At 72.2% G+C, this 24,599-nt stretch carries 20 protein-coding genes and 1 pseudogene; 12 read left to right on the top strand and 9 right to left on the bottom strand.

Annotated features, from left to right (window positions below; all coding sequences use genetic code 11):
* Positions 1-5: 5 nt before the first annotated feature.
* From GA0074692_RS35935 to GA0074692_RS10785, 3 genes and pseudogenes are all read right to left on the bottom strand, one after another.
* A complete protein-coding gene (locus tag GA0074692_RS35935) occupies positions 6-380 on the bottom strand; it encodes a class I adenylate-forming enzyme family protein (protein WP_245730659.1) in 375 nt (124 codons plus the stop codon).
* 123 nt (positions 381-503) lie between these two features.
* Positions 504-1,510: pseudogene (locus GA0074692_RS10790) on the bottom strand (class I adenylate-forming enzyme family protein); the annotation flags it as partial.
* Between the two features lie 11 nt (positions 1,511-1,521).
* A complete protein-coding gene (locus tag GA0074692_RS10785; protein WP_245730264.1) occupies positions 1,522-7,107 on the bottom strand; it encodes a non-ribosomal peptide synthetase/MFS transporter in 5,586 nt (1,861 codons plus the stop codon).
* A 263-nt stretch (positions 7,108-7,370) separates the two neighbouring features.
* Here GA0074692_RS10785 and GA0074692_RS10780 point away from each other — a divergent pair, with 263 nt between their 5' ends.
* Both GA0074692_RS10780 and GA0074692_RS10775 read left to right on the top strand, forming a co-directional pair.
* Positions 7,371-8,795 (top strand): condensation domain-containing protein, encoded by a 1,425-nt coding sequence (locus GA0074692_RS10780; RefSeq protein WP_141725230.1) that lies wholly within the window; start codon positions 7,371-7,373, stop codon positions 8,793-8,795.
* A gap of 8 nt (positions 8,796-8,803) precedes the next feature.
* Complete coding sequence (locus tag GA0074692_RS10775; RefSeq protein WP_091642702.1) at positions 8,804-10,174, top strand: condensation domain-containing protein; 1,371 nt, start codon at positions 8,804-8,806, stop codon at positions 10,172-10,174.
* A gap of 144 nt (positions 10,175-10,318) precedes the next feature.
* Here GA0074692_RS10775 and GA0074692_RS10770 read toward each other — a convergent pair whose 3' ends face one another.
* The gene (locus tag GA0074692_RS10770; RefSeq protein WP_176738387.1) at positions 10,319-11,518 is read right to left on the bottom strand and encodes a nucleotide disphospho-sugar-binding domain-containing protein; all 1,200 of its coding nucleotides are present in this window, start codon (positions 11,516-11,518) and stop codon (positions 10,319-10,321) included.
* A gap of 138 nt (positions 11,519-11,656) precedes the next feature.
* On the opposite strand from GA0074692_RS10770, the gene GA0074692_RS10765 reads away from it, so the two are divergent.
* From GA0074692_RS10765 to GA0074692_RS10750, 4 genes are all read left to right on the top strand, one after another.
* Entirely contained in the window at positions 11,657-12,523 is an 867-nt protein-coding gene (locus tag GA0074692_RS10765; RefSeq protein WP_091642695.1) for an LLM class flavin-dependent oxidoreductase, read from the top strand.
* Positions 12,520-13,218: an SDR family NAD(P)-dependent oxidoreductase gene (locus tag GA0074692_RS10760; RefSeq protein ID WP_091642691.1), complete on the top strand. Its 699-nt coding sequence runs from the start codon at positions 12,520-12,522 to the stop codon at positions 13,216-13,218. The genes GA0074692_RS10765 and GA0074692_RS10760 overlap by 4 nt, the downstream gene beginning before the upstream one ends.
* A gap of 179 nt (positions 13,219-13,397) precedes the next feature.
* Positions 13,398-13,751 carry a metalloregulator ArsR/SmtB family transcription factor gene (locus tag GA0074692_RS10755; protein ID WP_091642687.1) on the top strand — a complete coding sequence of 118 codons (354 nt, stop codon included), beginning with the start codon at positions 13,398-13,400 and terminating at the stop codon, positions 13,749-13,751.
* Positions 13,748-14,245, top strand: coding sequence for an SRPBCC family protein (locus GA0074692_RS10750; protein ID WP_091642685.1), 498 nt, complete (start codon positions 13,748-13,750; stop codon positions 14,243-14,245). Before GA0074692_RS10755 ends, GA0074692_RS10750 begins: the two co-directional genes overlap by 4 nt.
* Before the next feature lie 267 nt (positions 14,246-14,512).
* Here the strand turns inward: GA0074692_RS10750 and GA0074692_RS10745 are convergent, their stop codons facing one another.
* Complete coding sequence (locus GA0074692_RS10745; protein ID WP_141725228.1) at positions 14,513-15,235, bottom strand: hypothetical protein; 723 nt, start codon at positions 15,233-15,235, stop codon at positions 14,513-14,515.
* 148 nt (positions 15,236-15,383) lie between these two features.
* Here GA0074692_RS10745 and GA0074692_RS10735 point away from each other — a divergent pair, with 148 nt between their 5' ends.
* From GA0074692_RS10735 to GA0074692_RS10725, 3 genes are all read left to right on the top strand, one after another.
* Positions 15,384-16,265: a response regulator transcription factor gene (locus tag GA0074692_RS10735; RefSeq protein WP_141725227.1), complete on the top strand. Its 882-nt coding sequence runs from the start codon at positions 15,384-15,386 to the stop codon at positions 16,263-16,265.
* Between the two features lie 214 nt (positions 16,266-16,479).
* Positions 16,480-17,175 carry a hypothetical protein gene (locus GA0074692_RS10730; protein WP_091642672.1) on the top strand — a complete coding sequence of 232 codons (696 nt, stop codon included), beginning with the start codon at positions 16,480-16,482 and terminating at the stop codon, positions 17,173-17,175.
* 202 nt (positions 17,176-17,377) lie between these two features.
* Positions 17,378-17,938 (top strand): DUF4240 domain-containing protein, encoded by a 561-nt coding sequence (locus GA0074692_RS10725; RefSeq protein ID WP_091642669.1) that lies wholly within the window; start codon positions 17,378-17,380, stop codon positions 17,936-17,938.
* A gap of 55 nt (positions 17,939-17,993) precedes the next feature.
* On the opposite strand, the gene GA0074692_RS10720 is transcribed toward GA0074692_RS10725, so the two are convergent.
* Together GA0074692_RS10720 and GA0074692_RS10715 are read right to left on the bottom strand one after the other, a co-directional pair.
* Complete coding sequence (locus tag GA0074692_RS10720) at positions 17,994-18,452, bottom strand: GNAT family N-acetyltransferase (protein WP_091653224.1); 459 nt, start codon at positions 18,450-18,452, stop codon at positions 17,994-17,996.
* A 113-nt stretch (positions 18,453-18,565) separates the two neighbouring features.
* The gene (locus GA0074692_RS10715) at positions 18,566-19,867 is read right to left on the bottom strand and encodes an MATE family efflux transporter (protein WP_218106617.1); all 1,302 of its coding nucleotides are present in this window, start codon (positions 19,865-19,867) and stop codon (positions 18,566-18,568) included.
* A 242-nt stretch (positions 19,868-20,109) separates the two neighbouring features.
* On the opposite strand from GA0074692_RS10715, the gene GA0074692_RS10710 reads away from it, so the two are divergent.
* The 3 genes from GA0074692_RS10710 to GA0074692_RS10700 all read left to right on the top strand — a co-directional run bounded on the left by GA0074692_RS10710 (position 20,110) and on the right by GA0074692_RS10700 (position 22,779).
* The gene (locus GA0074692_RS10710; protein ID WP_091642664.1) at positions 20,110-20,580 is read left to right on the top strand and encodes a hemerythrin domain-containing protein; all 471 of its coding nucleotides are present in this window, start codon (positions 20,110-20,112) and stop codon (positions 20,578-20,580) included.
* A 563-nt stretch (positions 20,581-21,143) separates the two neighbouring features.
* Positions 21,144-22,205, top strand: a complete 1,062-nt coding sequence (locus tag GA0074692_RS10705; RefSeq protein ID WP_091642659.1) for an IS110 family RNA-guided transposase — start codon at positions 21,144-21,146, stop codon at positions 22,203-22,205.
* 19 nt (positions 22,206-22,224) lie between these two features.
* Positions 22,225-22,779 (top strand): hypothetical protein, encoded by a 555-nt coding sequence (locus tag GA0074692_RS10700; protein WP_141725226.1) that lies wholly within the window; start codon positions 22,225-22,227, stop codon positions 22,777-22,779.
* 30 nt (positions 22,780-22,809) lie between these two features.
* Here the strand turns inward: GA0074692_RS10700 and GA0074692_RS10695 are convergent, their stop codons facing one another.
* Entirely contained in the window at positions 22,810-23,634 is an 825-nt protein-coding gene (locus tag GA0074692_RS10695) for a shikimate dehydrogenase family protein (protein WP_091642651.1), read from the bottom strand.
* Positions 23,631-24,569 carry an ROK family protein gene (locus GA0074692_RS10690; protein ID WP_091653216.1) on the bottom strand — a complete coding sequence of 313 codons (939 nt, stop codon included), beginning with the start codon at positions 24,567-24,569 and terminating at the stop codon, positions 23,631-23,633. Before GA0074692_RS10690 ends, GA0074692_RS10695 begins: the two co-directional genes overlap by 4 nt.
* Positions 24,570-24,599: the final 30 nt, after the last annotated feature.

The following is a 24,599-nucleotide window of genomic DNA, read 5'->3' as shown; positions in this document are numbered from 1 at the left end:
GGTGGTCAGTTGTCGAACTGGCTGGTCAGCTGGCGTTTGAGGACCTTGCCGCCCGGGTTGCGGGGCAGTTCGTCGACCAGCAGCACCCGTGACGGCAACTGGTAGTCGGCGAGCCGGTCGGCGAGGAACCCGCGCAGCGCGGCCAGGGACAGCCCGGTCGGGTCGGTCCCGGGTCGGGGCACCAGCACGGCGGCCACCGCCGAGCCGAGCACCGGATGCGGCACGCCCACCACGGCCGCCTCGGCGACCCCGTGGTGCTCGTGCAGGGCCGCCTCGACCTCCAGCGAGGAGATCTTGAACGCCCCCGACTTGATCACGTCCTGGTGCCGGTCGGAGAGGTAGAGGTAGCCGTCGGCGTCGATCCGGCCGATGTCGCCCATCCGGACCCAGCCGTCGCGGAAGGTGGACCGGTTGGCCGCCTCGTCGCGGTAGTAGGCCCGGGGGTGCGGGGCCCGTAGCCACACGTCCCCGGTCGCGCCGACCGGCAGCGGAGCGCCGTCGCCGTCGGCGATCATGAGCTGCCCGCCGACCGGCCGGCCCACCGCGTCCCGCCGGGTCGGGTCGTAGATCATCGTGGTCTGGGCCGGCGCCGCCTCGGTGGAGGTGTAGTAGTTGACGATCGTGGCGGCGGGGAAGGCCGCCGCCAGCCGGGCCGCCACCGCCGGTGGCAGCGCCGCGGCGGTCGACCCGATCAGGTGTACGCCGGACAGGTCGCGGTCCCGCAGCGCGCCCGAGTCGAGCAGCTCGATGGCGACCGACGGCACCACGAACACCGTCCCGACGCCGGCTGTCTCGATCAGTCGGGCGAACCGCAGCGGGGTGAACCGGGGCAGGGTGAGCGCGGCCGGTCGGGCGGTGAGCGCGTTGAACAGCATGGTCTGCCCGGCGTTCGTGCCGATCGCGAAGGCGTGCAGGAACCGCTCGGAGTGGGCCAGCGCCAGCCGCCGGGGGTGGTTCGGGGCGCCGACGGTCAGGTTGGCGTGGCTGGCGCCCACCCCTTCGGGCGGCCGGTCGTGCCCGAGGTGTAGAGGATCTGGGCCAGGTCGGCCGGGCGCACCGCCGGCAGCTCCACCTCCGGGCCGGTGTCGGACCGCAGCTCGGCCACCGTCCACACGGGCACGCCGGCCGGCGCGGTCGGCGCGGCGGTGTCGCCACCGTGCACCAGGGCGCCCGCCGCGCAGTGGGTCAGCGCGTGCTCCAACTGTCCGGCGGCCAACCGCTCCGACAGCGGCACCGCCACCGCGCCGGCGCGCAGCACCCCGCAGTACGCCACGGCGTACTCCGTCCAGTCGCGGGGACCGAAGACCAGTCCGACCCGGTCGCCGGGGCGTACCCCACGTCGCCGCAGCGTCCGGGCCACGGCGGCCGCCCCGGACTCCCACTCGGCGAAGGTCAGCGCGGCCACCCCGTGCACCTCGACCGCCACCCGCTCGGGGTGCACCTCGCGGCGCCAGGCCAGCAGGTCCGGCACGGTCCGGGCAGCCGGCGGCGCGGGCCGGCGTACCGGCATCGTGCTGCTCATCAGGCGGCCCTCCGTCCCGGCGTCTGGCTGGTCGTCGCGTTCATCGGCGTTCCGGCCGTCGCACCGCTTTCGGCGGCGGCCGTACCGCTTTCCGCGAGGGACGCACCGGGTTTGGCGACGGCCGTACTGCTTCCCGCGACGGCCGCACCGTCCCCCGCAGCGGCGCGGGCCTGTCGGGCCGCGATGCCGATCAGATCGTCCGGTGGGGCGTCGGGCACCTCGTCGTCGAACCGGGCCAGCACCGGCGTACGCAGCGACACCAGCGCGGTCAGCGCGATGCACCCGGCGAAGAGCAGGTAGAGCAGGGCGATGCCCCGGCCCGGCCCGACCCCGATCACCGCGCCGACGGTGCCGGCCAGCGCGCCGCCCGGCATCAGCAGCGGCTCCAGCGTCTGCGCGGCGAACGGGGCGATCACCCCCCAACCCAGCGGCATGGTGGACCAGGCCACCATCTGGTTGAGCGCGAACACTCGGCCGTGGAACCGGGGCGGCACCTTGGTCTGGATGATCGTGTTGTAGACGCCGTTGACGACGCCGAGCGCCAGGTACATGCCGAACGCGCCCGCACCGACCAGCACCAGGTTGGGCCGCAGCCCGGTGACCAGGCAGGCCACCGCGATGCCGAGGGTGCCCAGCAGCACCGCCCGCATCCGGTAGCGGCGGGGACCGCCCCAGACCAGCATCACCAGGCCACCGACGGCGGCGCCCACCCCGCCGGCCAGGGCCACCTGCGCCACCTGCGCCAGGTCGGCGAAGCCGAGCACCAGCGGAGAGAGCAAATAGAGCACCGGGAACAGGAACAGGTTCAGCGCGGCGAAGAAGACCAGCATGGACCGGAACTCGCGGCGTCGTACCGAGTAGCGCAGGCCGCCGAGGATCTCCTGGCCGATGCCCTCCCGTCGGTGCAGCGCCAGCGTCCGGGGGAACCGGATCGCCAGCAGCACCCCGAGTGCGAAGACGTACGAGGCCACGTCGATGAGCAGGATCCCGGCGAGGCCGACCGCCTCCAGCAGGGCCACCGCGATCAGTGGCACCAGGAACTGGGTGACGCCGGTGGCGGTCTGGGCGAGACCGTTGGCGTGGCCGAGGAAGCGTTTCGGCACCAGTTGCGGTACGGCGGAGACGAACGCCAGCCGTTGGAACGCCAACGCCACCGACAGCCAGCCGACCAGCAGGTAGATGTGCCAGACCTGGATCCGGTCGGTGAGTACCAGCCCGGCCAGCGCCGCGTTGGCCGCCCCGGCGGCGACACCGGCGAACAGCAGCATCCGTCGGCGGCTGGTGCGGTCGACCAGCGCACCGGCGAGCGGGGCGACCAGCAGGCCGGGCACCAGCCCGAGTATCGCGAACAGCGCGAACCGGGCCAGCGACCCGGTCTCCAGGTAGATCCAGAGGGGAATGGCGAAGTTGGTCAGGGCGGTGCCCGTACTGGACACGATCTGCCCGGCCGCGACCAGGCCGAACCGGGCCATGCTCGGCTGCGGGTCCCGGTCGGCGCCCCGGCGGCGACCCGTGGGAGCAGCGGGTGGCGGTGGTTCGGTGCCGCGGTCGGAGACGGCGGCCAGCGTCCACGCCGGGTCGGCTCCATCCACCCCGACCAGGTCGGCTACCCCGGCCACCGGGTCCGGGCCGCCCAGCCGGTGGTGCACGCCGGTGACGATCTCGGCTAGTTCCCCGGCCCGGTACTTGAGGAAGTAGTGCCCGCCCTCGTCGATCACCGCCAGCGCGGTCCGGTCGCTGAGGAAGTGCCACTCCCGGAACCGCTCCTCGTGGTACTCGGTGCCCCGGTCCCGGTCGCCGACCACCGAGACGACCGGCGCGCGCAGCGGGCTCACCCGCTGGTGCACCAGCTCGGTGAAGTACTCCTCGGAGACCCGGGCGTCGTGGCGCATCGCCCGGATCAGGAACGCCATCTCGTCCGGGTCCAACGCGCCGACCGAGGTGCCCTGAGCCTGCAACCAGGTGCGGTAGATCCGGTCACTGCGGACCCGCTCGGCCAGGCGCAGCCGCAGCAGCGGCCCGAGCACCCCGCCCACCGGCCGGGCGAACGGGAACACCGCACCGAGGTAGACCGCGGTCAGCTCCCGGCCCGCCGCTTCCAGCCGCCGGGCCACCTCGACGGTGAGCGCCGCACCGGGACCGCAGTGCCCATAGAGGACCAGCGGACCGTCCACCCGGGCGAGGATCTCCGCGACCACGTCCCCGGCGACCTCGCCGATCGGCGCCGGGTCGTCGGCCAGCCCGATGTCGTGCCCGGGTACGGCCACCGACAGCAGCCGGTAGCCGGCTGGCAGGGCGTCGGCGAGGGGTTGGTACACCACCGCGCTGCCCCCGCCGTACGGGACGCAGACCAGGGTGGCGATCCGTTCGGCGGCCGGCACCGGCGCGGTCAGCTCGTGCAGCAGCGCGGCCGGCTCGGCGTCGGCCACCGCGATCCGGGCGGCCAGCTCGCGGACCGTCCGGTGCCGGAACAGGTCCATCACACTGACCCGGGACGCCCCGTCGGCGGCGGGCAGTTCCCGCCGCAGTCGGGCCACCACCTGGGTGGCCAGCAGCGAGTGCCCACCGAGGTCGAAGAAGTCGTCGGTGGCGCCGACCTCGGCCAGGCCGAGCACCTCCCGCCAGATCCCGGCGACCAGGTGCTCCACCGGGCCGGCCGGGGCGACCCGCGCACCCGTCGGTACCTCGGCGGTCGGCTCCGGCAGCGCCCGGCGGTCCACCTTGCCGTGCTCCTGCAACGGCAGCTTCTCCAGCCAGACGAACCGCTGCGGGACCATGTGCTCGGGCAGCCGGTCGGCGAGGGTCCGGCGCAGCTCGGCGGCCTCCGGTACGTCCGCGCCGGGCACCGGCTCCAGGTAGGCGACCAGCCGGTCGTCGCGCAGCAGCACCACGGCCTGCCGCACCGGCGGACAGTCGCGCAACCCGGCCTCCACCTCGCCCAGCTCCACCCGGTAACCCCGGATCTTGACCTGGTGGTCGGTCCGGCCGAGGAACATCAGCTGCCCGTCGGCCCGCCACCGGCCCCGGTCACCGGTGCGGTAGAGGCGGGCGCCGGGCGGTCCGTACGGGTCGGGCACGAAGCGTTCGGCGGTCAGCGCGGGACGGTTCAGGTAGCCCCGGGCCAGCCGGTCCCCGCCAAGGTAGACCTCGCCGGGCACCCCGACCGGCACCGGCCGCATCCGGTCGTCGAGGACGTACACCCGGGCGTACGGCAGCGGACGGCCGGTGGGCACCGGCCCGGTCGGGGCCGCGTCGGCGGTGACCTCGTGGGTGGCGACGCCGACCGTCGCCTCGGTCGGGCCGTAGTGGTTGAACACCCGGGCCGGCCCGGCGGCGGCCAGCGGCGCGATCCGGTCCAGATCGGCGGCCTCGCCACCGAGGATCAGGGCCCGAGCCGGCAGGAGGTCGGCCGGCTCGGCGTCGGCGGTCAACGCCGCCAGGTGCGACGGGGTGATCTTCAGGTAGTCGATGTGCTCAGCGCGCAACTGTTCGGCCAGTTCGGCGCCGGTGCCCCGGCGGGGCAGCAGGTGCACCACCCCGCCGGTGGCCAGGGCCAGCCAGAAGATCGTGACGCTGAAGTCGAACGACATCGACTGGAGCAGCGCGTACCGGCCGGCCGGTACGACGTCGAACCGGTCGGCCACCCCGTCGAGGTAGCGCAGGACCTGCCGGTGCGCCACGGCCACCCCCTTCGGGGTGCCGGTGGACCCGGAGGTGTAGATGACGTAGGCCAGGTTGCCGCCGTGCACGGCGACGCCCAGGTCGGTGTCCGGGCCGGCGGCCAACTCGTCGGCGATCTCGTCCAGACACGTCGGCGCGATCGGCACCGGTACCGCCGGGTCGGTCGGGGTGAGTCGGTCGCGCAGGTCGCTGCTGGTCAGCACCACCACCGGCCGGGCGTCGGCGAGCATGGCGGCCAGCCGGTTCGGTGGCTGCTCCGGATCCAGCGGCAGGTACGCCCCACCGGCCCGCAGCACGCCGAGCAACGCCACGGCCAACTCCGTCGACTGTTCCAGCAGCACGCCGACCAGCGCGTCCGGGCCGACGCCCGCCGACCGCAGCCAGTGCGCCAGCCGGTCGGCCCGCCGGTCCAGCTCCCGATAGGTCACCGCGTCCGGCCCGCAGACCACTGCCGGCGCGTCCGGGGTGGCGACCGCGTGCGGTCCGACCAGGTCGGCGAGGTTGGTCGCGGTACCGGTCACCGGGGTGACCCGTGTCGTCGGTTCGTCCGGCGTGCCGAACGCCAGCACCCGGTCCCGTTCGTCCGCGTCGAGCAGGTCCAGGTCGACGATCGGCAGGTCCGGCCGGGCCACCGCCGCGCGGAGCAGGGTGGTGAACCGCTCACTCAGCCGGGCCACCGTGGCCGCGTCGAACAGGTCGGTGTTGTAGACGAACATGCCGCGCAGTTCGTCGTCGACCTCGCCCAGGTACAGCGACAGGTCGAACCGGGCCGCGTCGCCGTCGGCACCGAAGCCCTCGGTGACCAGCCCGTCCGGCCACCGGCCGCCGCTGCGGGCGTAGTTCTGCAGGGTGAACAGCACCTGGAACACCGGCGAGCGGCTCACGTCCCGGGTGACGTTCAGGTCCTTGACCAGCCGCTCGAACGGCACCTCCTGACGAGCCAGCGCCTTGACGACGCCGGTGCGGGTCCGCCGCAGCAGCGTCGCGAAGCTGGGCTCCTCGCCGGGGGAGTCGGCGGTTCCGCCGGTGGTGGAGAGGTCGGCGCGCAACGCGAGCGTGTTGACGAAGAGCCCGATCAGGTTCTCCAACTCGGGCACCACGCGGCCGGCGACCGGGGAGCCGATGGCGAAGTCGCGCTGGCCGGTGTGCCGGAACAGCAGCGCCTGTAGGCCGGCGAGCAGCGTCATGTAGAGCGTGGCCCGCTGGCCGCGCGCCAGCCGGCGTAGCCCGTCGGTCAGTTCGGCGTCGATCCGGAACCGGCGGGTGGCCCCGGCGTACGTCTGCACCGCCGGGCGGGGCCGGTCGGTGGGCAGTTCCAACGCCGGCACGCCGGCCAACGCCTCGGTCCACCAGGCCAGCTCCGCGCCGGCGTCCGGTCCGTCCGCGCGGGCGCGCTGCCAGGCGGCGTAGTCGACGTACGAGACGGCCGGCGGCGCGGGGACGGGACCGCCGTCGCGCAGCGCGCCGTAGCACGTGGCGATCTCGGTGAGCAGCAGGTCCAGCGACCAGCCGTCGCTGACGATGTGGTGCATGGCCAGGTGCAGCACGTGGTCGTCGTCGGCCAGCCGGATCACCAGCGCCCGGAGCAGGGGAGCGGCGGCCAGGTCGAACGGGGTACGCGCCGACTCGGCCACCAGGGCACGCGCCGCCGCCTCGTCCGTCACCCCGACGACGGTGACCGGGACCCGCACCGCCGCCATGACCTCGACCACCGGTTCGCCGAGGTCGTTCTCGGTGAACCGCATCCGCAGACTGTCGTGCCGGCGGGCGCTGGCGTCGATGGCGGTGGCCAGCAGGTCCGGATCGAGCGGGCCGATCAGCCGCAGCGTGGTGTGGACGAGATATCCGGCCGTACCGGGCGTCAGTTGTTCGGTGAACCAGATGCGTTCCTGTCCGAACGACAACGACGGTTTCGTGCCGGTGGTGGCGGAGATCCCATTGGTGGAGGGACGGACAACCCGGGCCGGAAGGTCTACATTGGTCACGCGGTGGGGCCTCACGTCGATAGCGGGCGAGAAAAGCAGTGTCCCGAATGCGAACGGCCCAGGTAATCAACTGAACGGCGCACCGGCGGACACCTGTCCGGCGTGGGAAAGAGTCCTGCCGGTGCACTGTGGAAAGCCCGAACGAGCGATCCGGGTGACCGGTGGCCGTTTTACGGTCAGGAATGCGAATCGCGGATGCCGTAGTGCCGGACGAGTGGGCCACGCAGACGGTGGTCCTGGCCGAGTTCGGTGGTGGGCGCACCGAGACCGCCCCGCTGACCTGGGCGCAGGGAATCATGTGGCGGTCCGCCGTCCGGTTCGGGTCGAACCACCGGTTCATGAACCTCCGCCGTACCGTGCCGGTGTCCGGCCGGGTCCGCGACGACCTGGCCACGGTGACCCGGGCGGTCGGGGCGCTGGTGAGCCGACACGGGGCGCTGCGGACCCGGATCCGGTCGGTCGGCGGCGAGGCACAGCAGGAGACCGCGGCGGCCGGCCAGTTGCCCCTGCTGGTGGTGCCCGGCGAGGCCGACGGCGCGGCGGCGGCCCGGGGGGCGGCGGCCCGGCTCGCCGACGTCGCGTTCGACCACGCGAACGAGTGGCCGCTGCGCGTCGCCCTGGTCACCGTCGACGATCGGGTACGCCAGATCGTGGTCGTCTTCAGCCACTCCACCGTGGACGCCTACGCGGCCGAGGTGGTGCTGCGCGACCTGCGGCTGATCCTGCTGCGCGGGTCGGTCGCCACCCCACCCGGTCCCCAGTCGACGCAGGTGGCGCGGGACCAGCACGGCCCTGACCAGGAACGCTCGGCCCGCGCGGTGGAGCACTGGGCCCGCGAGTTCACCCGGCTGTCCCCGCCGGCCATGACCCCGACCGGGCCGGAACTGACCCCACGGCTGCACCGGGGGACGCTGGTCTCGTCCGCACTCGACCGGGCGGCCCGGCTGCTCGCCGCCCGCCACCGGGTCAGCGCCTCCGCGGTGCTGCTGGCCGCCACCACCGCCCTGGCGGTCGGTCAGCGGGGACCGGAGGTGGTCGCGCTGTTCAGCATGGCGCACAACCGATTCCGCGCCGAGTACGCGGACGCGGTGGCAAATCTCGGGCAGATTGGAATGGGTGTGGTGGATCTGACCGGTCGGCCCGGATTTACCGAGTTGTTGCCCCGGTTCTGGCGCGGCGCACTCGGCGCCTACCGGCACGCCTATTACGATCCGCTGGCGCTGCGGCAGCGTTTCCTGACGGAAGGTCACGATTTCGAGACCGCATTCCTGCCGTACCAGTATTTCAACGACGTCAGACTTGCCGGCAGTGGCGGTGAGACGATCCCGACGGTGACCGAGGGCGAGCTGCGGGCCGCCATGGCGGAGAGCGCCTTCCACTGGGTCGACGGCCTGGCGCAGGCGGCCTGGCACCGGCTGACCCACGTCGTGGACGAGCCGGGGGCGGTCGGTGTCACGGTCAGCGTCGACACCCGGTTCGTACCCGTCGAGTCGGTCGAGCCGTTCCTGCGCGACCTGGAGGAACTGCTGGTCACCGCGGCCTTCCGGGAGGTGGCCTGGCCCTGGACGCCCTCCTGGCGCGTCCCGCCCGGTCCGACGGCGGGGTAACCTGAGCGGTGCTCATCTCCCAGTCCGTCAGGCAGATCGGCGCGTCGAGCGAGGAGGTCACGTACGCGGACTTCCACGGTGGCCGGGCCGCGACCGGGCCGCTGACCTGGGGGCAGCGCGCGATGTGGCGGACGGTGGCGGAGTTCGCGTCCGTCCAGCACAGCTTTCTCAACCTGCGCCGCGTGCTGGCCGTCTCGGCGCGGGCCGGGGTGGATCCGGCGCGGGCGGTGGGCGCGCTCGCCGCGCTGGTCGGCCGGCACGAGTCACTGCGCACCCGGGTCCACCCGACCGACGGTGACCTGCGCCAGGTGGCCGCCGCCGAGGGACGGCTGCCGGTGCTGGTGCACACGGCACCCGGGGCCGATCCGGACGGCCAGGAGACGGCCGGGACGCTCGCGGCGCGACTCGGTGCCCCCCGGTTCGACCACGCCGTCGAATGGCCGCTACGGGCCGCCCTGGTGGTGGTCGACGGGCTGGTCCGGCAGATCGTGGTGGTCTTCAGCCACTCCACCGTCGACTTCCACGCGACCGAGACGGTGCTGCGGGACCTGCGGATGCTGCTGTTGCGCGGGGTGGTGCCCACCCCGCCCGGCCTCCAGTCGCTGGATGTGGCCGAGCGCGAACGGCAGGCCGAACGACGGCGTTCGGACCGGGCGGTGGCGTACTGGCTCCGCCAGTTCCCGGCGCTCGGCGCGGGTCGCTTCGCCGCCCGGGCCGTGCCCGCGCCCACCCCCCGCTACCGGCAGGGCGCGTTGACCTCCGCCGCGATCCACCACGCCGTCCGGGTGCTCGCCGCCCGCCACGGGGTGAGCAGCTCCACGGTGTTGCTCGCGGCCACCGCCGCCGCGCTCAGCGCCGACGGTCCGGAGGTCTGCGGCATCGTCACCATGGCCAACAACCGCTTCCAACCCGCGTACGACACCGCGATCAGCAAGCTGAACCAGATCGGGCTCTGCCGAGTCGACCTCACCGGACGGCCGGACTTCGCCGCACTGCTGCGGCGCACCCGGCAGGCGTCGTTGGACGCGTACCGGCACGCCTACTACGACCCGATCGCGATGGCACGGGCCTTCGCCGAGCACGGCTACGACCACGGCACCGGGTTCGCGCCGTTCTGCTACCTCAACGACATCCGGCTGCCGCACGACGTGTCGACCAGCACGGTCGGAGCGCTGCGCGCGGCCCCAGCCGGTGGCTTCCGCTGGGTGGAGGACCTGGAGCGGTTCGCCTGGCGGTGCCGGATCCAGGTGGTCGACGCCCCCGGCGCGGTCGAGTTGGTGGTCACCGCCGACACCGCGTACCTGCCGGCGGAGCAGGCGGAACGGCTACTGCGGGCGATCGAGGACCGGCTGGTCGAGGCGGCCCTGTCCGGACGGTGAGCGCGGTTGGCCTGATCCGGCCCCGGGGTGAGGGTCGTCCCCACCCCGGGACCGGGCCGGTTGGCACCGGTTGGTGTGGCGGGCGCGCATCGGGCTGCGTGGCGGGCGTGTGCCCGGCTGGTGCGCGCCGGCCGGACCGGAGAGTCAGGAAGCGTGCTGCTCCAGGATCGGCACGACCTCGGCGGGCAGCGGCTTCTCCTCGATCTGGCCGCGCAGCTTCTCGGCGGCGGTGCGGTACCCGGGCGTGTCCAACACGTCCTGCAACGCCGCGACGACGGTGCCGTCGGCGACCTCCTCGGCGGTCAGCACCCGGCCCGCGCCGGAGGCGGCCAGGTGGCGGGAGTTGAAGCGGTGGTCCGGGAGCACCGGGGCCACCGCCAACTGCGGCAGGCCGTGCAGCAGGCCGTTGAGGATGGTGCTCACACCGCCGTGGGAGATCACCGCGGAGCAGCCGGCCAGCACATGCTGGATCGGCGCCGACTCGGCGACGATCACGCCCTCGGGCACCGACGCCAGCAGGTCGCCCCGCTGGTGGGCGGCGACCACGGCGACGACTTCGACGCCGGTGTTGACGATCCTGGTGATGACCTGGCTCATCAGGGAACGGGTCGGGTCGAGGCGGCCGATCGTGGTGCCCCAGCTGACGCAGACCCTCGGTCGCGTGGGCGCGGGAAGGGCGGGCGGCAGGACGTTGTAGGCGTTGTAGGGCAGGTAGCGGATGTCCTGGCGGTGCGGCGCCGGCTTGGCGACCTGCATGCCCGTCGGGCAGTGGTCCAGCGTCAGGCCCTCCCGAGGGCGGACGTCGCGCAGACCGAAGCGCTCGGCGATGGGCGCCATCGCCTCGACATCCACGTCGGACATGCCCGGCATGGCGTTCACCTCGGACATGATGTCCGCGCCCCAGGGGAAGCGCACCAGCGGCGCGTCCACGGCCTTGGCGGCCAGCGCGCCGACCAACGCGGTGGGATCGCTGATCACCAGGTTCGGCCGCCAGTCGCGGGCCAGCGCGATGGTGTCCTCGGCCATCACGTCGGCCAGGTCGGCGAACATCCCGATCGCGCGCGGGACCTTGCGCGCACCACCCGGGGCGGGCTGGCCGGGGGCTGGTTGGCCCTGGGCGCCGGGAGCCGGGGGCGGAGTGCTGATGAGGCGGCGGAAGGCCCCCTCCATGTCCAGGTCGCGGCCGACCGGGACGAACGGCATTCCGGAGCCGGTGACCGCGTTGGCCAACCCCGGCTGACCGGCCACCCGCACCTCGTGCCCGGCGGAGCGGAGCGCCCAGGCGAGCGGAACCAGCGGGTAGTAGTGCGTGGGCCACGCCCAGCTTGTGATGAGCACTCGCATGTCCGGGGACGCTAGGCAGGCGCGGTGGTGGGCGGCTCGAACCCGCGTCCATTCACGCATCTTCGAGCCGCGTTCTAGTCGCCCTGGGTTGCATCTGTCGGACGAGTACGCGAGCCACAGATAGGGGCCTGAGCGGATATGGACGTAGGTGTTGGACTTCCGTCGACGATTCCGGACGCGACCGGGAGCCAGGTCGTGGAGTGGGCCAGAAGGGCCGACGAACTCGGCTTCTCCACCCTCGGTGTGCTCGACCGGCTCGTGTACGGCAACTACGATCCGCTGGTCGCCCTCGCCGCCGCGGCTGCGGTCACCAAGCGGATCAAGCTCGCGACCACCATTCTGATCGCCCCGTACCGGGCCGACGTGGCGGTGCTGGCCAAGCAGGTCGCCTCCATCGACAAGCTCTCCGGCGGGCGGCTGGTGCTGGGCATGTCGGCCGGCGGCCGCGAGGACGACTTCGAGGCCACCGGCACCGAGTTCGGCCGCCGCGGTCGCGCGCTGGACGCCATGGTGGAGCGGATGCGCGCCATCTGGGCGGGCGAGCACGACGGGCTCGACCGCCCGATCGGCCCGACGCCGCAGAGCGGTCCCCGGCTGGCCTTCGGCGGCCACTCCAAGTACGCGGTGCGCCGCGCGGGCCGCTGGGGTTGGGGCTGGGTCGCGAGCGGCTCCTCGCCGGCGGGCCTGGATCGCCTGCTGGAGTTCGCTCGGGAAACCTGGGCCGAGCAGGGCGTGACCACCGAGCCGCGCAAACTGGCCATCCACTACTACGCGCTCGGCGACGACGCCGAGGCACACGCCGGCCGGTTCCTGCAGGACTACTACTCCTACCTCGGGCCGCAGTTCGCCGGGAAGATCGCGGGGGGCGCGCTGAAGACCGAGGCCGAGGTCGCCGGCACGATCGAGCGCTACGCGGCGGCGGGCTGCGACGAGCTGATCCTCATCCCGTGCAATCCCGATCCGGAGCAGGTGGACCTGCTGGCCAAGGTGCGAGGTGCCGCATGACCGATCGACGTACCGCCCTGATCACCGGGGCCACCGGCGGGCTGGGCGCCGCCGTCGCCGCGCGGCTGGGCGAACTGGGCCACCGGGTCGTGCTGGCGGGCCGGGACGCCGACGCCGCAGCGGCCATCGCCAAGGACCTCGCCGAGCGGACGGGCGCGACGACCGACTGGATCGGACTCGACGTCACCGACCCCGCGTCGGTGGACGCCGCGCGGGACGCCGTCGGCGCGGTGGACATCCTGGTCAACAGCGCCGGAGTGCTGGTGGACCCCGGGCAGAACGCGAAGACCATACCGATGGAGTTGGTGGAGCAGTCGCTCACGGTGAACACGATCGGCACCTGGCGGGTGTCGCAGGCGTTCCTGCCCGGGATGCTCGAACGGCGATGGGGCCGGATCGTGAACATCTCCAGCGGCACCGCCTCCTTCACCCACGGGCTGTTCGGCGGCGCGCCCGCGTACTCGCTGTCCAAGGTCGCGCTCAACGCGCTCACCGTGATGCTGGCCGAGTCCACCAAGGACTCCGGGGTGCTGGTGAACGCGGTCAACCCCGGCCGGGTGCGTACGCGCATGCAGCCGACCGCGCAGCGGTCGCCCGAGGAGGCGGCCGAGGGCATCGTGTGGGCCGCGACGCTGCCCGACGACGGTCCCACCGGCAGCTTCCTTCGCGGGGACCACGAGATCATGGGGTGGTGACCGACAGGTCGGCGTAGGCGCAGCGGCGGAACAGTACCGAACAACCGGGTCGCATCCTCGACCGTGCCCGTGGCTCTTCTGTGGTGACCAGCTTGCCTCGAAGCAAGGTGACCACCAGGAGCCACGGGCATTCGCGTACCTGGGCGCCTGACGCGTAACCTATAGGTTACGCTTCTGCCGTGGACGAGGTGGCCGCGGCGATCGCGGATCCGACCCGACGCGCCATCCTCGAGATGCTGCGCGACGGGCCGCTGCCGGCCGGGGAGATCGCCGCCCGGTTCCCGGTCAGCCGTCCGGCGGTCAGCCGGCACCTGCGGGTGCTGCGGGAGAGCGGCCTGGTCCGCGACGAGCTGGTCGGCCGGCAGCGGCTCTACCGGCTGGACGCGGACCGGTTCGCCGAACTCGCTGGGTGGCTCGCCCTCTTCACCCGGCCGCGCGGCTGGGAGCACCGCCTCGACGCGCTGGAGACCGAGGTGTACCGCGCCCGCCGGGAACGTCGCGTCGACCCCGTTGAGGAAAAGAGGACGGCATGAACCGTGGACCCGTCGGCCGGTTGTTCCGTACGGACGCCGGCAGTGACCTGGTGCTGACCCGCACCTTCCGCGCCCCGATCGAGGACGTCTGGGTGAGTCTCACCGAGCCGGAGCGCACCGCGCGCTGGTTCGGCCCGTGGGAGGGCGAGCCGGGGACCGGCCGCACCGTCCGGGTGCAGTTGGCGTACGAGGAGGGAAAGCCCTGGTACGACCTGCTGATCGAGGCGTGTGAGCCGCCCCGCCGGCTGGCCGTCGCGACGCTCGACGAGCACGGCTCCTGGCACCTGGAGATGCTGCTGGCCGAGGCCGACGGCGTGACCGAGCTGCGGTTCGTCCACCACCTCGCCACCGAGGAGGCGATCGGTGAGGTCGGCCCCGGCTGGGAGTACTACCTCGACCTGCTGGTCGCCGCCCGCGAGGGTGCGGCGGTCCTGCCCAACTTCGACGACTACTACCCGGCAATGAAGCCGTACTACGAAGGGCTGCGCTCCTGACCGATGCTCTGTCGCTCACGCCCGCAACCGGGTGGTGTCGCCGTCTGCCCTGACGCGCCCCTGCCGACGGTACCGCTGGTCGTCGTGACGCGCGGCGGGCCACCCCTTGAGGGGTGGCCCGCCGTTGTCGGTGGATCTGGCGGTGGCGTGGTGTCAGTTTCCGCGTCGGCTGAGCATCCAGCGTCGCCAGAGCAGTGGGGGAGCAGGGCGATCCGAGGCGCTGAGGTGGGGCTCAGCACCCCCGGCGCGTCGGCAGGATTTCCTCGTCTAGGACCATTGGATCGAACTGATCTGTCCATCAAGGGGACCAAGGCTGCTGCGCCCGTAGTCCCACCCGATCGCCAGACCCTGGAATCCGGCATGCTCGAAGTGCTTCGAGAAGCAGAGATGATCATTGGTGAATGCGTTGATCCGGTCGTTCCAGCCGTAGTCGGCGAGGTTCCACACCGAGTACTTGACGTTTCCCAGCGAATTGCTCTCGCAGCCGCCGTTTTCGACCCACCAGGTGAACGTGTCGGTGCCCCAGAAGCCGTAGTCGTAGTCGATCTCGATGATGTTCTGTGCCTGGACACCGGGCTGGCCGGCCAGCTTGGAGAGCCCCCTCAGCTTGGCCTCGAAGGCCGCGTCATAAGCCGCTTTCCCGGCGTCTTGCGGAGCGTCGGTGATCCGGCCGCCGGTCGCCTTGGAGACGGCCACGGTGAAGCTGTCGAAGCACTCGACCTTGGCGATGGGGGTGGTCACATTCGCGATGCAGTGGCGGGGTCCGTCGGTTGCGTCCGTGCTGGCCGGCGATGTTGGCTCGGCGGCGCTTGCCGGGGCGGCAGCCAGGGCGGCGGCGATCAGCCCGATACTCATGATGCCGCTGAGGATTCCCAGCTTCCGCGATGCTTTGATGTGCATTTCTACCTCCAATTCGACGTTTTCCGGGATCGGTACGGTGGCTTTGGTCCGTTGAAGCGCCCACCAGGAATCCACTGTTTCCGGGGGCATCTCGCCCTTCTGCGCCCATCGTGAAGGGGCAGCTCGGTGGAGGAAAGTGCCTGTTCCGCCACCTTGACTACTGGGCAAACGCGGCGCTTTACACGACATCACCCTCCGCTCATACTTGCCACAGGGGGCAGCCTCAAGGGGAACCGCCGTGAACGAGGCAGGTCTGTTGCGTGCCGCGCTCATCGCCGCGCACGCCATCATCAACAACGAGCCGTTCGTGGATGACCTGGCCGCAGGGCTACTCCAGGCCGTTGGCGCGGACTGTGTATGTATCGACATTTGCCGCGCTTGGCGGACCCAGGCGCCATCGGTGACCATGGCCGGGGAACCCGACGCCTTGTCCGCAGGCGAGATCGACCAATGGATGACGCTGTCCGTTGACGACCCGTACGTCGGCAACCTTCTCGCCACCGGCGACGCGCGGCCGTACCGCACGAGTGACTTCATGACCTTCAACCGCTTCCGGCAGACATCCATCTACCGGGAAGTGTTCGCCCAGTACGGCATGCGCCACCTGCTGGTGATGGCACCACGCATCACCGACGAGGACCTGGTGCTCATTGGCCTGACCCGCAGGCTTCACGACTTCTCCGATCGTGAGACCCGCGCGCTTCACCCCGTTCGCGACGTCATCGCCACGGCGTTGGACTACCAAGCCCAGATCACCGCGATTCAAGGCAAGATCGGCGCAAGCCTGCCCGTAGCGCCACCACGCCACTGCACCCTCACCGAACGCGAGAACCAGGTGCTCGCGCTCATCGCCACCGGACACACCAACGACCAGGCCGCTCGCAAACTCGGTATCAGCCCACGAACCATCCGCAAACACCTCGAAGGCGTCTTCGTCAAAGCCGACGTCCCCAGCCGCGCCGCCGCCGTCGCCTGGTGGCTCCGCCAAACCCCCACGGTGACGCCTCGCACGTCATTGTTGTCAGCCCGCTCTTCGCCGGACCGCACTCGCTCTGCGTCGCCCAAGGGCGGTGGGCCCACGCTTGTAGCTACCGAAGCTAATCCGTCTTCTGGTGTGTAAGCGAACGGGCTGGTGTGGACCGTCGGCGGCCGGTTTCGGGCGCGCGAGCGGCAACCGTAATCAATAATTCCTGCACTTCAATTCCCGGCAGTGTCGGAAACCAACCGGAGCGCCCTCCCGAAGCCGGTGGCCACGGTCGAATGTCCCGGTCGGCACGTACGGGGCCGGTTGACCAGTCAACCACAGTGGAGGGCAGACGCACGGCATCGGAAGAATGGCGGCGGACGTCGGTCGCGGCACCAGACGGCGTTGGCTGGCGGGGGCGCTCGCTGCGGTGGCGCTGCTGGCCGGTCTGTTGACCGTTGCCGCACCGGCGCAGGCGGTGGACCTGCCCTGGGGGCCGTACAGTTGCGCGACCGGCTATGTCTGGCGGGAGGCGGTGCCGGGTGACCAGGTCTGCGTGACCCCGCAGACCCGCTCCGACACCCAGACCGAGAACGCCCTGGGGCCGTCGCGTAAAGAGTCCAACGGCTTCTGCAAGGTGGGCTTCGTGTGGCGTGAGACGCGTCCCTCGGACCTCGTCTGCGTGTTCCCGTCCAGCCGCGACCGGGCGTACAGCGACAACGCCAACGCGCCCTGGCGGCTGGTCGACCCGGGTGCGACGCCACGCGGCGGAGTCTCCGTCAGCACCACGTACCACCTACTCGGCGGCTACCTGTACGCCACCGGCAGCGGGCTCTCCCCCAACCGGCCGGTGCGCTTCTACGCGGTGCGGATCAACACGGTCGGCCCGTATTCACTCGGGTCGCTGACCGCGAACAGCAGCGGCGCGATCCCCGGCTGGCAGTACGTCGCGGACATCCGCTGCCGCTCCGGACAGACCGAGCCGGCCATCATCGTCGTCCTCGACCAGGGCTCCGGCGTGGTCACCACCGCCGGCACCACGGAAGCCTTCCGCCGCTGCGGCTGACCCAGAGGGGGCGGAGCGGGCAGGGCGCCGTCGAGGGCGGCCGTCCCGCACGCTGGTGCACTCGCCAAGCGGTCCATGCGGCGGTTGCCCTGATGTGATCGGTCACCGGTCCCGGCGTGCCCACGCCGGGACCAGTTTTGTCGGTCCTCCCGAATAAGCTCGGCGGGCATTCGCATCCCCCGACCGGAGGCGTACCGACCTCATGGACCTCGACACCTTCTGGGGCCTCATCGAACGGGCCCGAGCGGCCGTCGGCGACCGCGCCGACGACCGGGACTCGCCGGACGACCCGCTCGTGCCCGCCGTGGTGGACCTCCTCGTCGCCCTCGAACCGGCGGGGATCATCGCCTTCGGGCAGCGCTACGCCGACGTGTGGTGGTCGGCCTACCGGTGGCCGCTCTGGGTGGCGGCGTACCTGATCGAGGGCGGCTGTGGCGACGACGGCTTCATGGACTTCCGGGCCGGCCTTGTCCTCCAGGGGCGGCGCACCTTCGAGCGCGCGGTCGCTGACCCGGACTCGCTCGCGGATCACCCCGTGGTGCGCCGGATGGCGAACGAGGGGCGCGGTTGGCTCGGCTGCGAGGCGATGCAGTACGCCACCGGAAATGCCTACCAGCGGCGGGTCGGCGAGACCGACTCGTACGAGGCGGCGCTCGCCGCTGTCCGGCCCGAGGAGCCGGCGCTGGGGGAGCAGTGGAATCCGGAGGAGGACCCCGACGAGACGCGTCGCCGTCTGCCCCGCCTCTCGGCCCTCTTCCTTTGACCTATCACCGCAGCTCCTGCCGGTTCCCGGAGCCGACCGCTGACCAACCGGATGATCATTCTTCGCGTACGGTCGAGGTCGGTTCCCGCACCATGAACACGTCCACCGGATCCTCGCGCTCAAGTGTGAACCCGTGCCGTTCGTAGAGCCGCCGGGCCGAACTGCCCTGTAGCACGTTCAGCCGGACCAGGGTGCCCTCGCGGTCGCACTGTTCGAGCAGCCTGCGGAGCACGGCCGTACCGATGCCGCTGCCTTGCAGGTGCGAGGCCAGGTAGAAGTGCTCCAGCCAGTGGGCGTCCTCGGCCGGCCGCAGCGCCACGCAGCCGGCGAACGCGCCGTCCACCTCGATCACCCACGTGTGCGCCGGGGCGAACCCGTCCCGCAGTCGCTGCCGGACCCGCTGTTCGTCGTACCGTCCGAGTCGCTCCAGATCCGCCCGCAGCACCACGGCCCGCAACTCGGCCACCGCCTCGACGTCCCCCGCCGAAGCTGGCCGAATCCGCCAGTCCGCCATGATCATCAGATTACCGGCCAAGCTGCTCCGGTTCGTCGTTGAGGCCTCCTCAACCCGGACTGCCAGTCAGGTACTGGCGATCAGTTCCTCGGCATCCTCGGCCAGCCACACCTTCATGCCTCGTGGCTCCGATCCTGTGCTGGTTCCCTGAGCCGACCGCTGACCCGTAGGAACGCGGTGCCCTGCCCGAGGGCGACCAGTGCGTTGGTCACGACCAGAGCGGTCCAGAGCCCGACGATGCCCGTGGCCGCCGCGACCGGCAGCGCGACCAGGGCGAGGACGCCGTAGAGCGCAGAAAACACCACGAAGCTCGGTATGGTGCGCCGCAGCCCGGTCAGGCCGAATCCGAGGACGGCCTGCAACCCGTCGCCGAGGACCGCCAGCGCCACGACCGGCAGCAGACCGGTCAGGAGCGAACGGACGTCGGGGTCGTCGGTGAATACGGGGAGGAGGGCCGGCCGCAGGACCAGCAGGAGGACGCCCAGGGAGCCGACGGAGGCGGCGGTGACCAGCAGCCCGGCCCGTACGACGCGCCGCACGCCCGGGACGTCGCCCGCCGTGGCGCGGCTGCTGACGAGTGGCACCCCGGCCTGGCCGACCGCGACCGCGGCAGTGAAGGTCAGACCGACCAGCGAGGTGGCGACGCCGTGCGTTGCCGCAGCGGGCGTGCTGATTCGGGCGGCGGCGAAGGCGAGGACGCCGAGCACGCCGAACTTGACCAGGACGGTGCCCGCCATGGGAATGCCGACCATCGCCAGGTCCCGGACCCGACGCAGGTCGGGGCGGGCCATCACCAGACTGACCAGCGGGACCCCGAGCGTCGACCGCAGACCGTGGAGGTTCACGGCGCAGGCGGCCAGGTTGGCGACGACCGTGGCGCCGCCGGCACCGACCAGGCCGAGCGGAGGCACCGGCCCGAACCCATTGACCAGCAGCAACGACAGGCCGGCGGTACATGTGGCGGCGACCAGACCGGCCCACATCACGACCTTGGTGCGGCCCAGCCCCACCAGGCTGGACGAGGCCATCGCCCCGATCGAGCCCAGCAGTACGGACCCTGCCAGCAACAGCGGGAACACGCCGAGCGCGGCGACGGTCTTGGTCGGCACGCCGCCGGCACGGGCCAGCAGCGGTACGCCAGCCACGGCGACAGCACCGAGCGCACCGACCGCGACCGCCAGCCAACTACCGTCGCGGACCAGCCGGAGTACGGCCTCGCGGTCACCGGCGGCCGACGACACGAAAGGCATGATGCCGCGCACCGCGCCGGCCACCGCCGCCGTGGCGGGAAAGTAGACGGCACCGGCCAGGGCGAACGCGGCGAGCGCGGCCGTGCCGAACCGCCCCAGCGTCGCCGTCACCACCAGCGAACCGGCCGACGCGGCGACCATCGACAGGTACAGCGGAGCCGCCACCGCGATGATCCTCCGCACGTCGTTGCCGCCGCGCCCCGCCGTTCGTCGCCCGTCCAGGAAGCCCTCCGTCGTCGCCCCTGATTGTGGTCCGGCCGTAGCTTCGCAGCCCGAGCAGGGTTCCGCGAAGCGCGTGGTAGCCTCAGCCCCAGCGTCGCGTGCCGGTGGCAGACCGTGTCAGGCATGGAGGCGTCGGATCGAAGGGAATACGACGACGATGATCGTTGTCCCTTCGCCTTCGACCTATGCGTGAGGGCGAGAAGAGCAGGCTGGTGGCCTGGCATCGAGAGCTGCACGGCGTTCACGACAGGCTTCGCGACGCGTTGGCTGTGACCCGGGAGGCCCTGGCCGCCGGTGAGCCGGCGGAACCGGCGACCAGAGACCTGCTGCTGTTCTGTCACGGGTTCTGCGCCGCTCTGACCGCTCACCACGAGGGTGAGGACCGCGAGATGTTTCCGGCGATCGCCGAGCAGCACCCCGAACTGCGCGAGGCGCTACGTTACCTGCAACAGGACCACTCGATGATGGCTCACCTACTGGCCGGGTTGCAGGACGCCGTGACGCGGGCGGCTCCGCCCGCAGAGCTGAATCGCCATCTCGAGGGCTTGGCGGCGATCATGGAGTCGCACTTCCGCTACGAGGAACGCCAACTCCTCACCGTGTTGAAGACCCTGGAACTGGACGCGGACCCCGGCACGGTGCTGGGATCTCTGTAGTAGCCCTGACCCCCCTTGGTTGCAAGGAGTTGGTGGACACGCACTGTCGGTTCTGGGTAACCCGTCGGTGCGGCCATCGGCCAAGGGCCTCGGCACCGCGCCCTTCAACCTATTGCTCCCATAGATCCGACCTGACCGCCCCAACACTCCGACGCATCGCATCACACCGTCGATCACGGAGTTTGGGCACCAGCCAGACCTCTGCAAAAGCCGCTAATCGTGGCGCCACAACTCCATGATCGACGAGGTGGACGGCAATCTGCTAGCAGCATGAAACTGGCTGTGAAGGTTGCTCTTGGCTGGCCTGGGGCTGGCTGGCAGGGTCGGCGTCATGATCGCGGGCCTGGGTGTGGCTCATGAAAATGGTGGCCCCCGCAGGGTGCTCTCAGTGAGATCTGCCCACCCGGCTCGAGGTCGGGGCGCCGGCCCTGCCCCTCTCGGTGGCTTGATCAGAAGCTTGCCCGACCCGTGGCCGCGGGTCGTGGCCCATCACAGTCCTGCCGCGAGAGCACATCCCGGGCCGGCGCCGCCACGACGTCTCCCCGGAAAGGCAGGACGCCGCCATGGCCATCGTCGCAGACCACTACGACTTCGTCATCGGCGTGGACACCCACGCCGCCTCACACACCCTCGCGCTGATCACCGCGAGCACCGGCGCGGTCCAGCAGCAGGCCCAGTTCCCGACCAGCCCGGCCGGGCTACGCCGCGCCACCGCCTGGATCCAGCGTCACACCCAGGACACCACAACGCTGATCGTCATCGACGGTGCCGGATCCTACGGCGCCACCTTCACCGAACAGCTCACCGCAACCGGTTTGACCGTTGCCGAAGCACCCGACGTCCCGGCCATCAGCAGGCGCCGCCACGGCAAGAGCGACGCCCTGGACGCCATCGCGATGGCCCAAGCAACCCGCGGCCTGAACATCAACGAGCTGCGCTGGCCCCGCGCGACCGGCACCCGCACCGCCCTGCGGGTCCTGACCGTCGCCCGCGAACAGATGAGCGGCGAACGCACCCGAGCCGTCAACGCGTTGACCGCCCTGCTGCGCACCGTCAACCTCGGCATCGACGCCCGCCGCGCCTTGACCACCACGACCATCACCACCATCGCGGCCTGGCGCACCCAAGACGAGAATCCGACCCTGGCCGTCTGCCGAGCCGAGGCCATCCGCCTGGCCCAGCGCATCCGGGCCCTCGACGCCGAACTCGCCGCCAACCACACCACCCTGCACAAAGCCGTCACCATGCAGGCGCCGCAACTGCTCGACCTGCCCGGCGTCGGCGCCGTCGTCGCCGCGACCGTCCTACTGGCCTGGTCACACCCCGGACGCATCCGCTCCGAGGCCGCGTTCGCCGCCCTGGCCGGCGCATCACCACTACCGGCCTCGTCAGGCAACACCACCCGACACCGGCTCAACCGCGGCGGCGACCGACGCCTCAACCGAGCCCTCTACACCGTCGCACTGGTCCGCATGGGCCACGACCCCCGCACCCGCGCCTACGTCACCCGCCGCACCGCCGAAGGCCGCACCAAACGCGAGGTCATGCGCAACCTCAAGCGCTACATCAGCAGGCAGCTCTTCCGGACCCTGACCGCCGCCCACACGGCAGGAACCACCCCTTGACAGTTATAGAAGCATCTCAGTGGTTGCGCCGATGGCCGCCGCCACCACCGCCGTACGGCCGCTCGACCCGGCACCGACCCGCGAACCCGTACCAGACGACCTCGCCCTGGCCGCGACCCTGCTCACTGAGGCCGCTCTCGCCGCCGCCACCTGCGTGGACACCGTTGCCACGGACGACCTGATCGACCGCGCCGCCCGCCTTGCGGCGAGCTGTGCCGAGCATCCCGACGACAGCAGCGGGTTCGGGCCGGTCGTGGTCGACCTGGCCCGCGCGCTGGCCGCCGCGCGCCTCGGCGACAACCACCTCGCCGTCGCCCTGCACCAGCACACCGCCTGCGGTGACGCCTGGCAGCGGCTCCCCGCCGAACACCGCGCCGCCCACCTGATCGACATCGCCCGAGCCCACCTCGACGTCGGTGACCACCAGTCCGCCGGCCGTGCCCTGGTGACCGCCGACCGCATCGCGCCCGCCGAGGTCCGGCTCCGCCCTGCGGCCCGTTCCGCCCTGGCTGCCGTCCTCCGTGCCGGCCCCACCCCGGCCGATCTCGCCGCCTCGCCACCACCGTCGGCCTGACCCGGTCGAGTGTCGAGTGGGGAGTTCGGCTCACAGGCCGAAGAACTCCAGGTAGGCGTCGATCTGGTGGCTGAGCATGGGCAGGCCGGGTTGCGTCGGCAGGCCACGGACGTACGCCGCGCGCAGCAGGGCCGTCTCCGCCGGGGTCATGATGATGTCGGCGACCACGGCGTGCGCCGGCAGACCGGTCACCGGGAACGGCAGCGGGTCGTCGGGGCGCAGGCCCAGGGGAGTGGCGTTGACCGCGAGGTCGACGTCGGCCAGGAGCGGGCAGGCCGAGGTGCTGATCCGTCCCGGGTAGACCGGGGACAACCGTCGGTACAGCGTGTCGAGCCGGTCGGGATCGGTGTCGACCAGACGCAGCTCGGCCGTCCCGGCGTCGAGCAACGCGACCGCGATGGCGCTGCCCGCGCCGCCCGCCCCCACCACGCACACCCGCCGTCCGCGCGGGTGGTGGCCGGCCTCGACCAGACCACGGACGAAGCCGTCGCCGTCGAAGGTGTCGGCCGTCCAGGTGCCGTCCGGTTCGCGGCGCAACGCGTTCGCGCTGCCGGCCAGGCGGGCGCGGTCGGTGACCCGGTCGGCCAGGGAGAGCACGGCCGCCTTGTGTGGCACGGTGACGAGCAGCCCGTCCAGGTTCGCCACCTGCCGCAGCGTCTGTACCACCCGGTCGAGGTCGGACGCCGCCACCTGCACCGGGACCAGCACGGCGTCGGTGGCGCGTCGGGCGAGCACCGGGTTGAGCAGGGCGGGTGCGCGTACCTGCGCGATCGGGTCACCGAGCAGGGCGTACAGGCGGGTCGTGCCGCTGATCCCCGACACGGCGGTGGCGGGGGCGATCACGCCGGATGTCATCGAACGGGTTCCTTCCGGGCGGTTGCGGTAGGTCGCTCCCTGAGGTGGCGGGCCAGCCAGAGCGCGCCGTGCAGGGAGGAGAGGCCGCCGAGGGCGGCGGCCCGCACCGTCGGGGCCGGTCGTCCGGGGCGTCCTGCGTGCCGGGCGAGGTCCGCGACGAGCGGGACGAAGCCGGGCAGGCCGTCGGCGAAGCCGCCGCCCACGACCGCCACCGGGACGGCCAGCAGTTCACCGAGGCTCACCACCGCCGCGGCGAGGGCCGCGCAGCTGGCGTGGACGGCGTCGACCGCCCAGGGCCGCTGGTCGCGCAGCCCGTCGCGCAGCTGGTCGAAGGTGACCTCGCCGCCGCGTTCGCGGGCCGCCCGTCGCAGGGTGGCCGGGCCGGCGGCGACCGCCTGGAGGCAGCCGGTACGACCGCAGTCGCACCGCTCGCCGTGCAGGTCGACGACCATGTGCCCGACCTCGGCGGACGCCCCGGCCGGCACGGGTCGGCCGGCCAGCACGATCCCGCCGCCGACTCCGGTGCCCACCCCGAGATACACCAGGTCGTCGTGGCCGGCGTGCCGGGCCTCGGCCAGCGCGGCGAGGTCGCCGTCGTCGGCGTACGCGGTGGGGCTGTCAGGGAAGAGCCGCCGCAGCGCGCCGGCGAGGTCGAGTCCGGTCCAGCTCGGCCGACCCGGCCAGGTCAGGACCCTGCCGTCGGGGTCGGTGATGGCCGGCATCGCCACCCCGACCGCGCCGACCGGCCCCCAGGCTGCCCGCAGCGCGACCACCTCCGCGTCGAGCGCGGCCAGATCGTCGGCCGGGTCGCCGCCGGCCGGCCACGCGAAGGTCCGTTCGTACGCGGGACGGCCGGTCGCCTCGGCGCGCAGCGCCACCTTGGTGCCCCCGACGTCGACGCCCAGCACGTCGACGTCCGGCCCACCGACGCCCAGCGCGAAGAGGTCCGGCCCGCCCGTCACGTC

Origin of the sequence: Micromonospora pallida, assembly GCF_900090325.1 — a bacterium.
GTDB classification, from domain to species: domain Bacteria; phylum Actinomycetota; class Actinomycetes; order Mycobacteriales; family Micromonosporaceae; genus Micromonospora; species Micromonospora pallida.
Note: the sequence above shows the minus strand (reverse complement) of the source record. Positions and strands in the feature narration are given on the sequence as shown.

Coding starts and splice junctions, on each gene's coding strand:
- GA0074692_RS10770 (WP_176738387.1), bottom strand. CDS start 11,518: ATGCGAGTGCTCATCACAAGCTGGGCGTGGCCCACGCACTACTACCCG.
- GA0074692_RS35935 (WP_245730659.1), bottom strand. CDS start 380: ATGGGCGACATCGGCCGGATCGACGCCGACGGCTACCTCTACCTCTCC.
- GA0074692_RS10765 (WP_091642695.1), top strand. CDS start 11,657: ATGGACGTAGGTGTTGGACTTCCGTCGACGATTCCGGACGCGACCGGG.
- GA0074692_RS10760 (WP_091642691.1), top strand. CDS start 12,520: ATGACCGATCGACGTACCGCCCTGATCACCGGGGCCACCGGCGGGCTG.
- GA0074692_RS10710 (WP_091642664.1), top strand. CDS start 20,110: ATGCGTGAGGGCGAGAAGAGCAGGCTGGTGGCCTGGCATCGAGAGCTG.
- GA0074692_RS10780 (WP_141725230.1), top strand. CDS start 7,371: ATGCGAATCGCGGATGCCGTAGTGCCGGACGAGTGGGCCACGCAGACG.
- GA0074692_RS10745 (WP_141725228.1), bottom strand. CDS start 15,235: ATGCCCCCGGAAACAGTGGATTCCTGGTGGGCGCTTCAACGGACCAAA.
- GA0074692_RS10750 (WP_091642685.1), top strand. CDS start 13,748: ATGAACCGTGGACCCGTCGGCCGGTTGTTCCGTACGGACGCCGGCAGT.
- GA0074692_RS10725 (WP_091642669.1), top strand. CDS start 17,378: ATGGACCTCGACACCTTCTGGGGCCTCATCGAACGGGCCCGAGCGGCC.
- GA0074692_RS10730 (WP_091642672.1), top strand. CDS start 16,480: ATGGCGGCGGACGTCGGTCGCGGCACCAGACGGCGTTGGCTGGCGGGG.
- GA0074692_RS10705 (WP_091642659.1), top strand. CDS start 21,144: ATGGCCATCGTCGCAGACCACTACGACTTCGTCATCGGCGTGGACACC.
- GA0074692_RS10695 (WP_091642651.1), bottom strand. CDS start 23,634: ATGACATCCGGCGTGATCGCCCCCGCCACCGCCGTGTCGGGGATCAGC.
- GA0074692_RS10720 (WP_091653224.1), bottom strand. CDS start 18,452: ATGGCGGACTGGCGGATTCGGCCAGCTTCGGCGGGGGACGTCGAGGCG.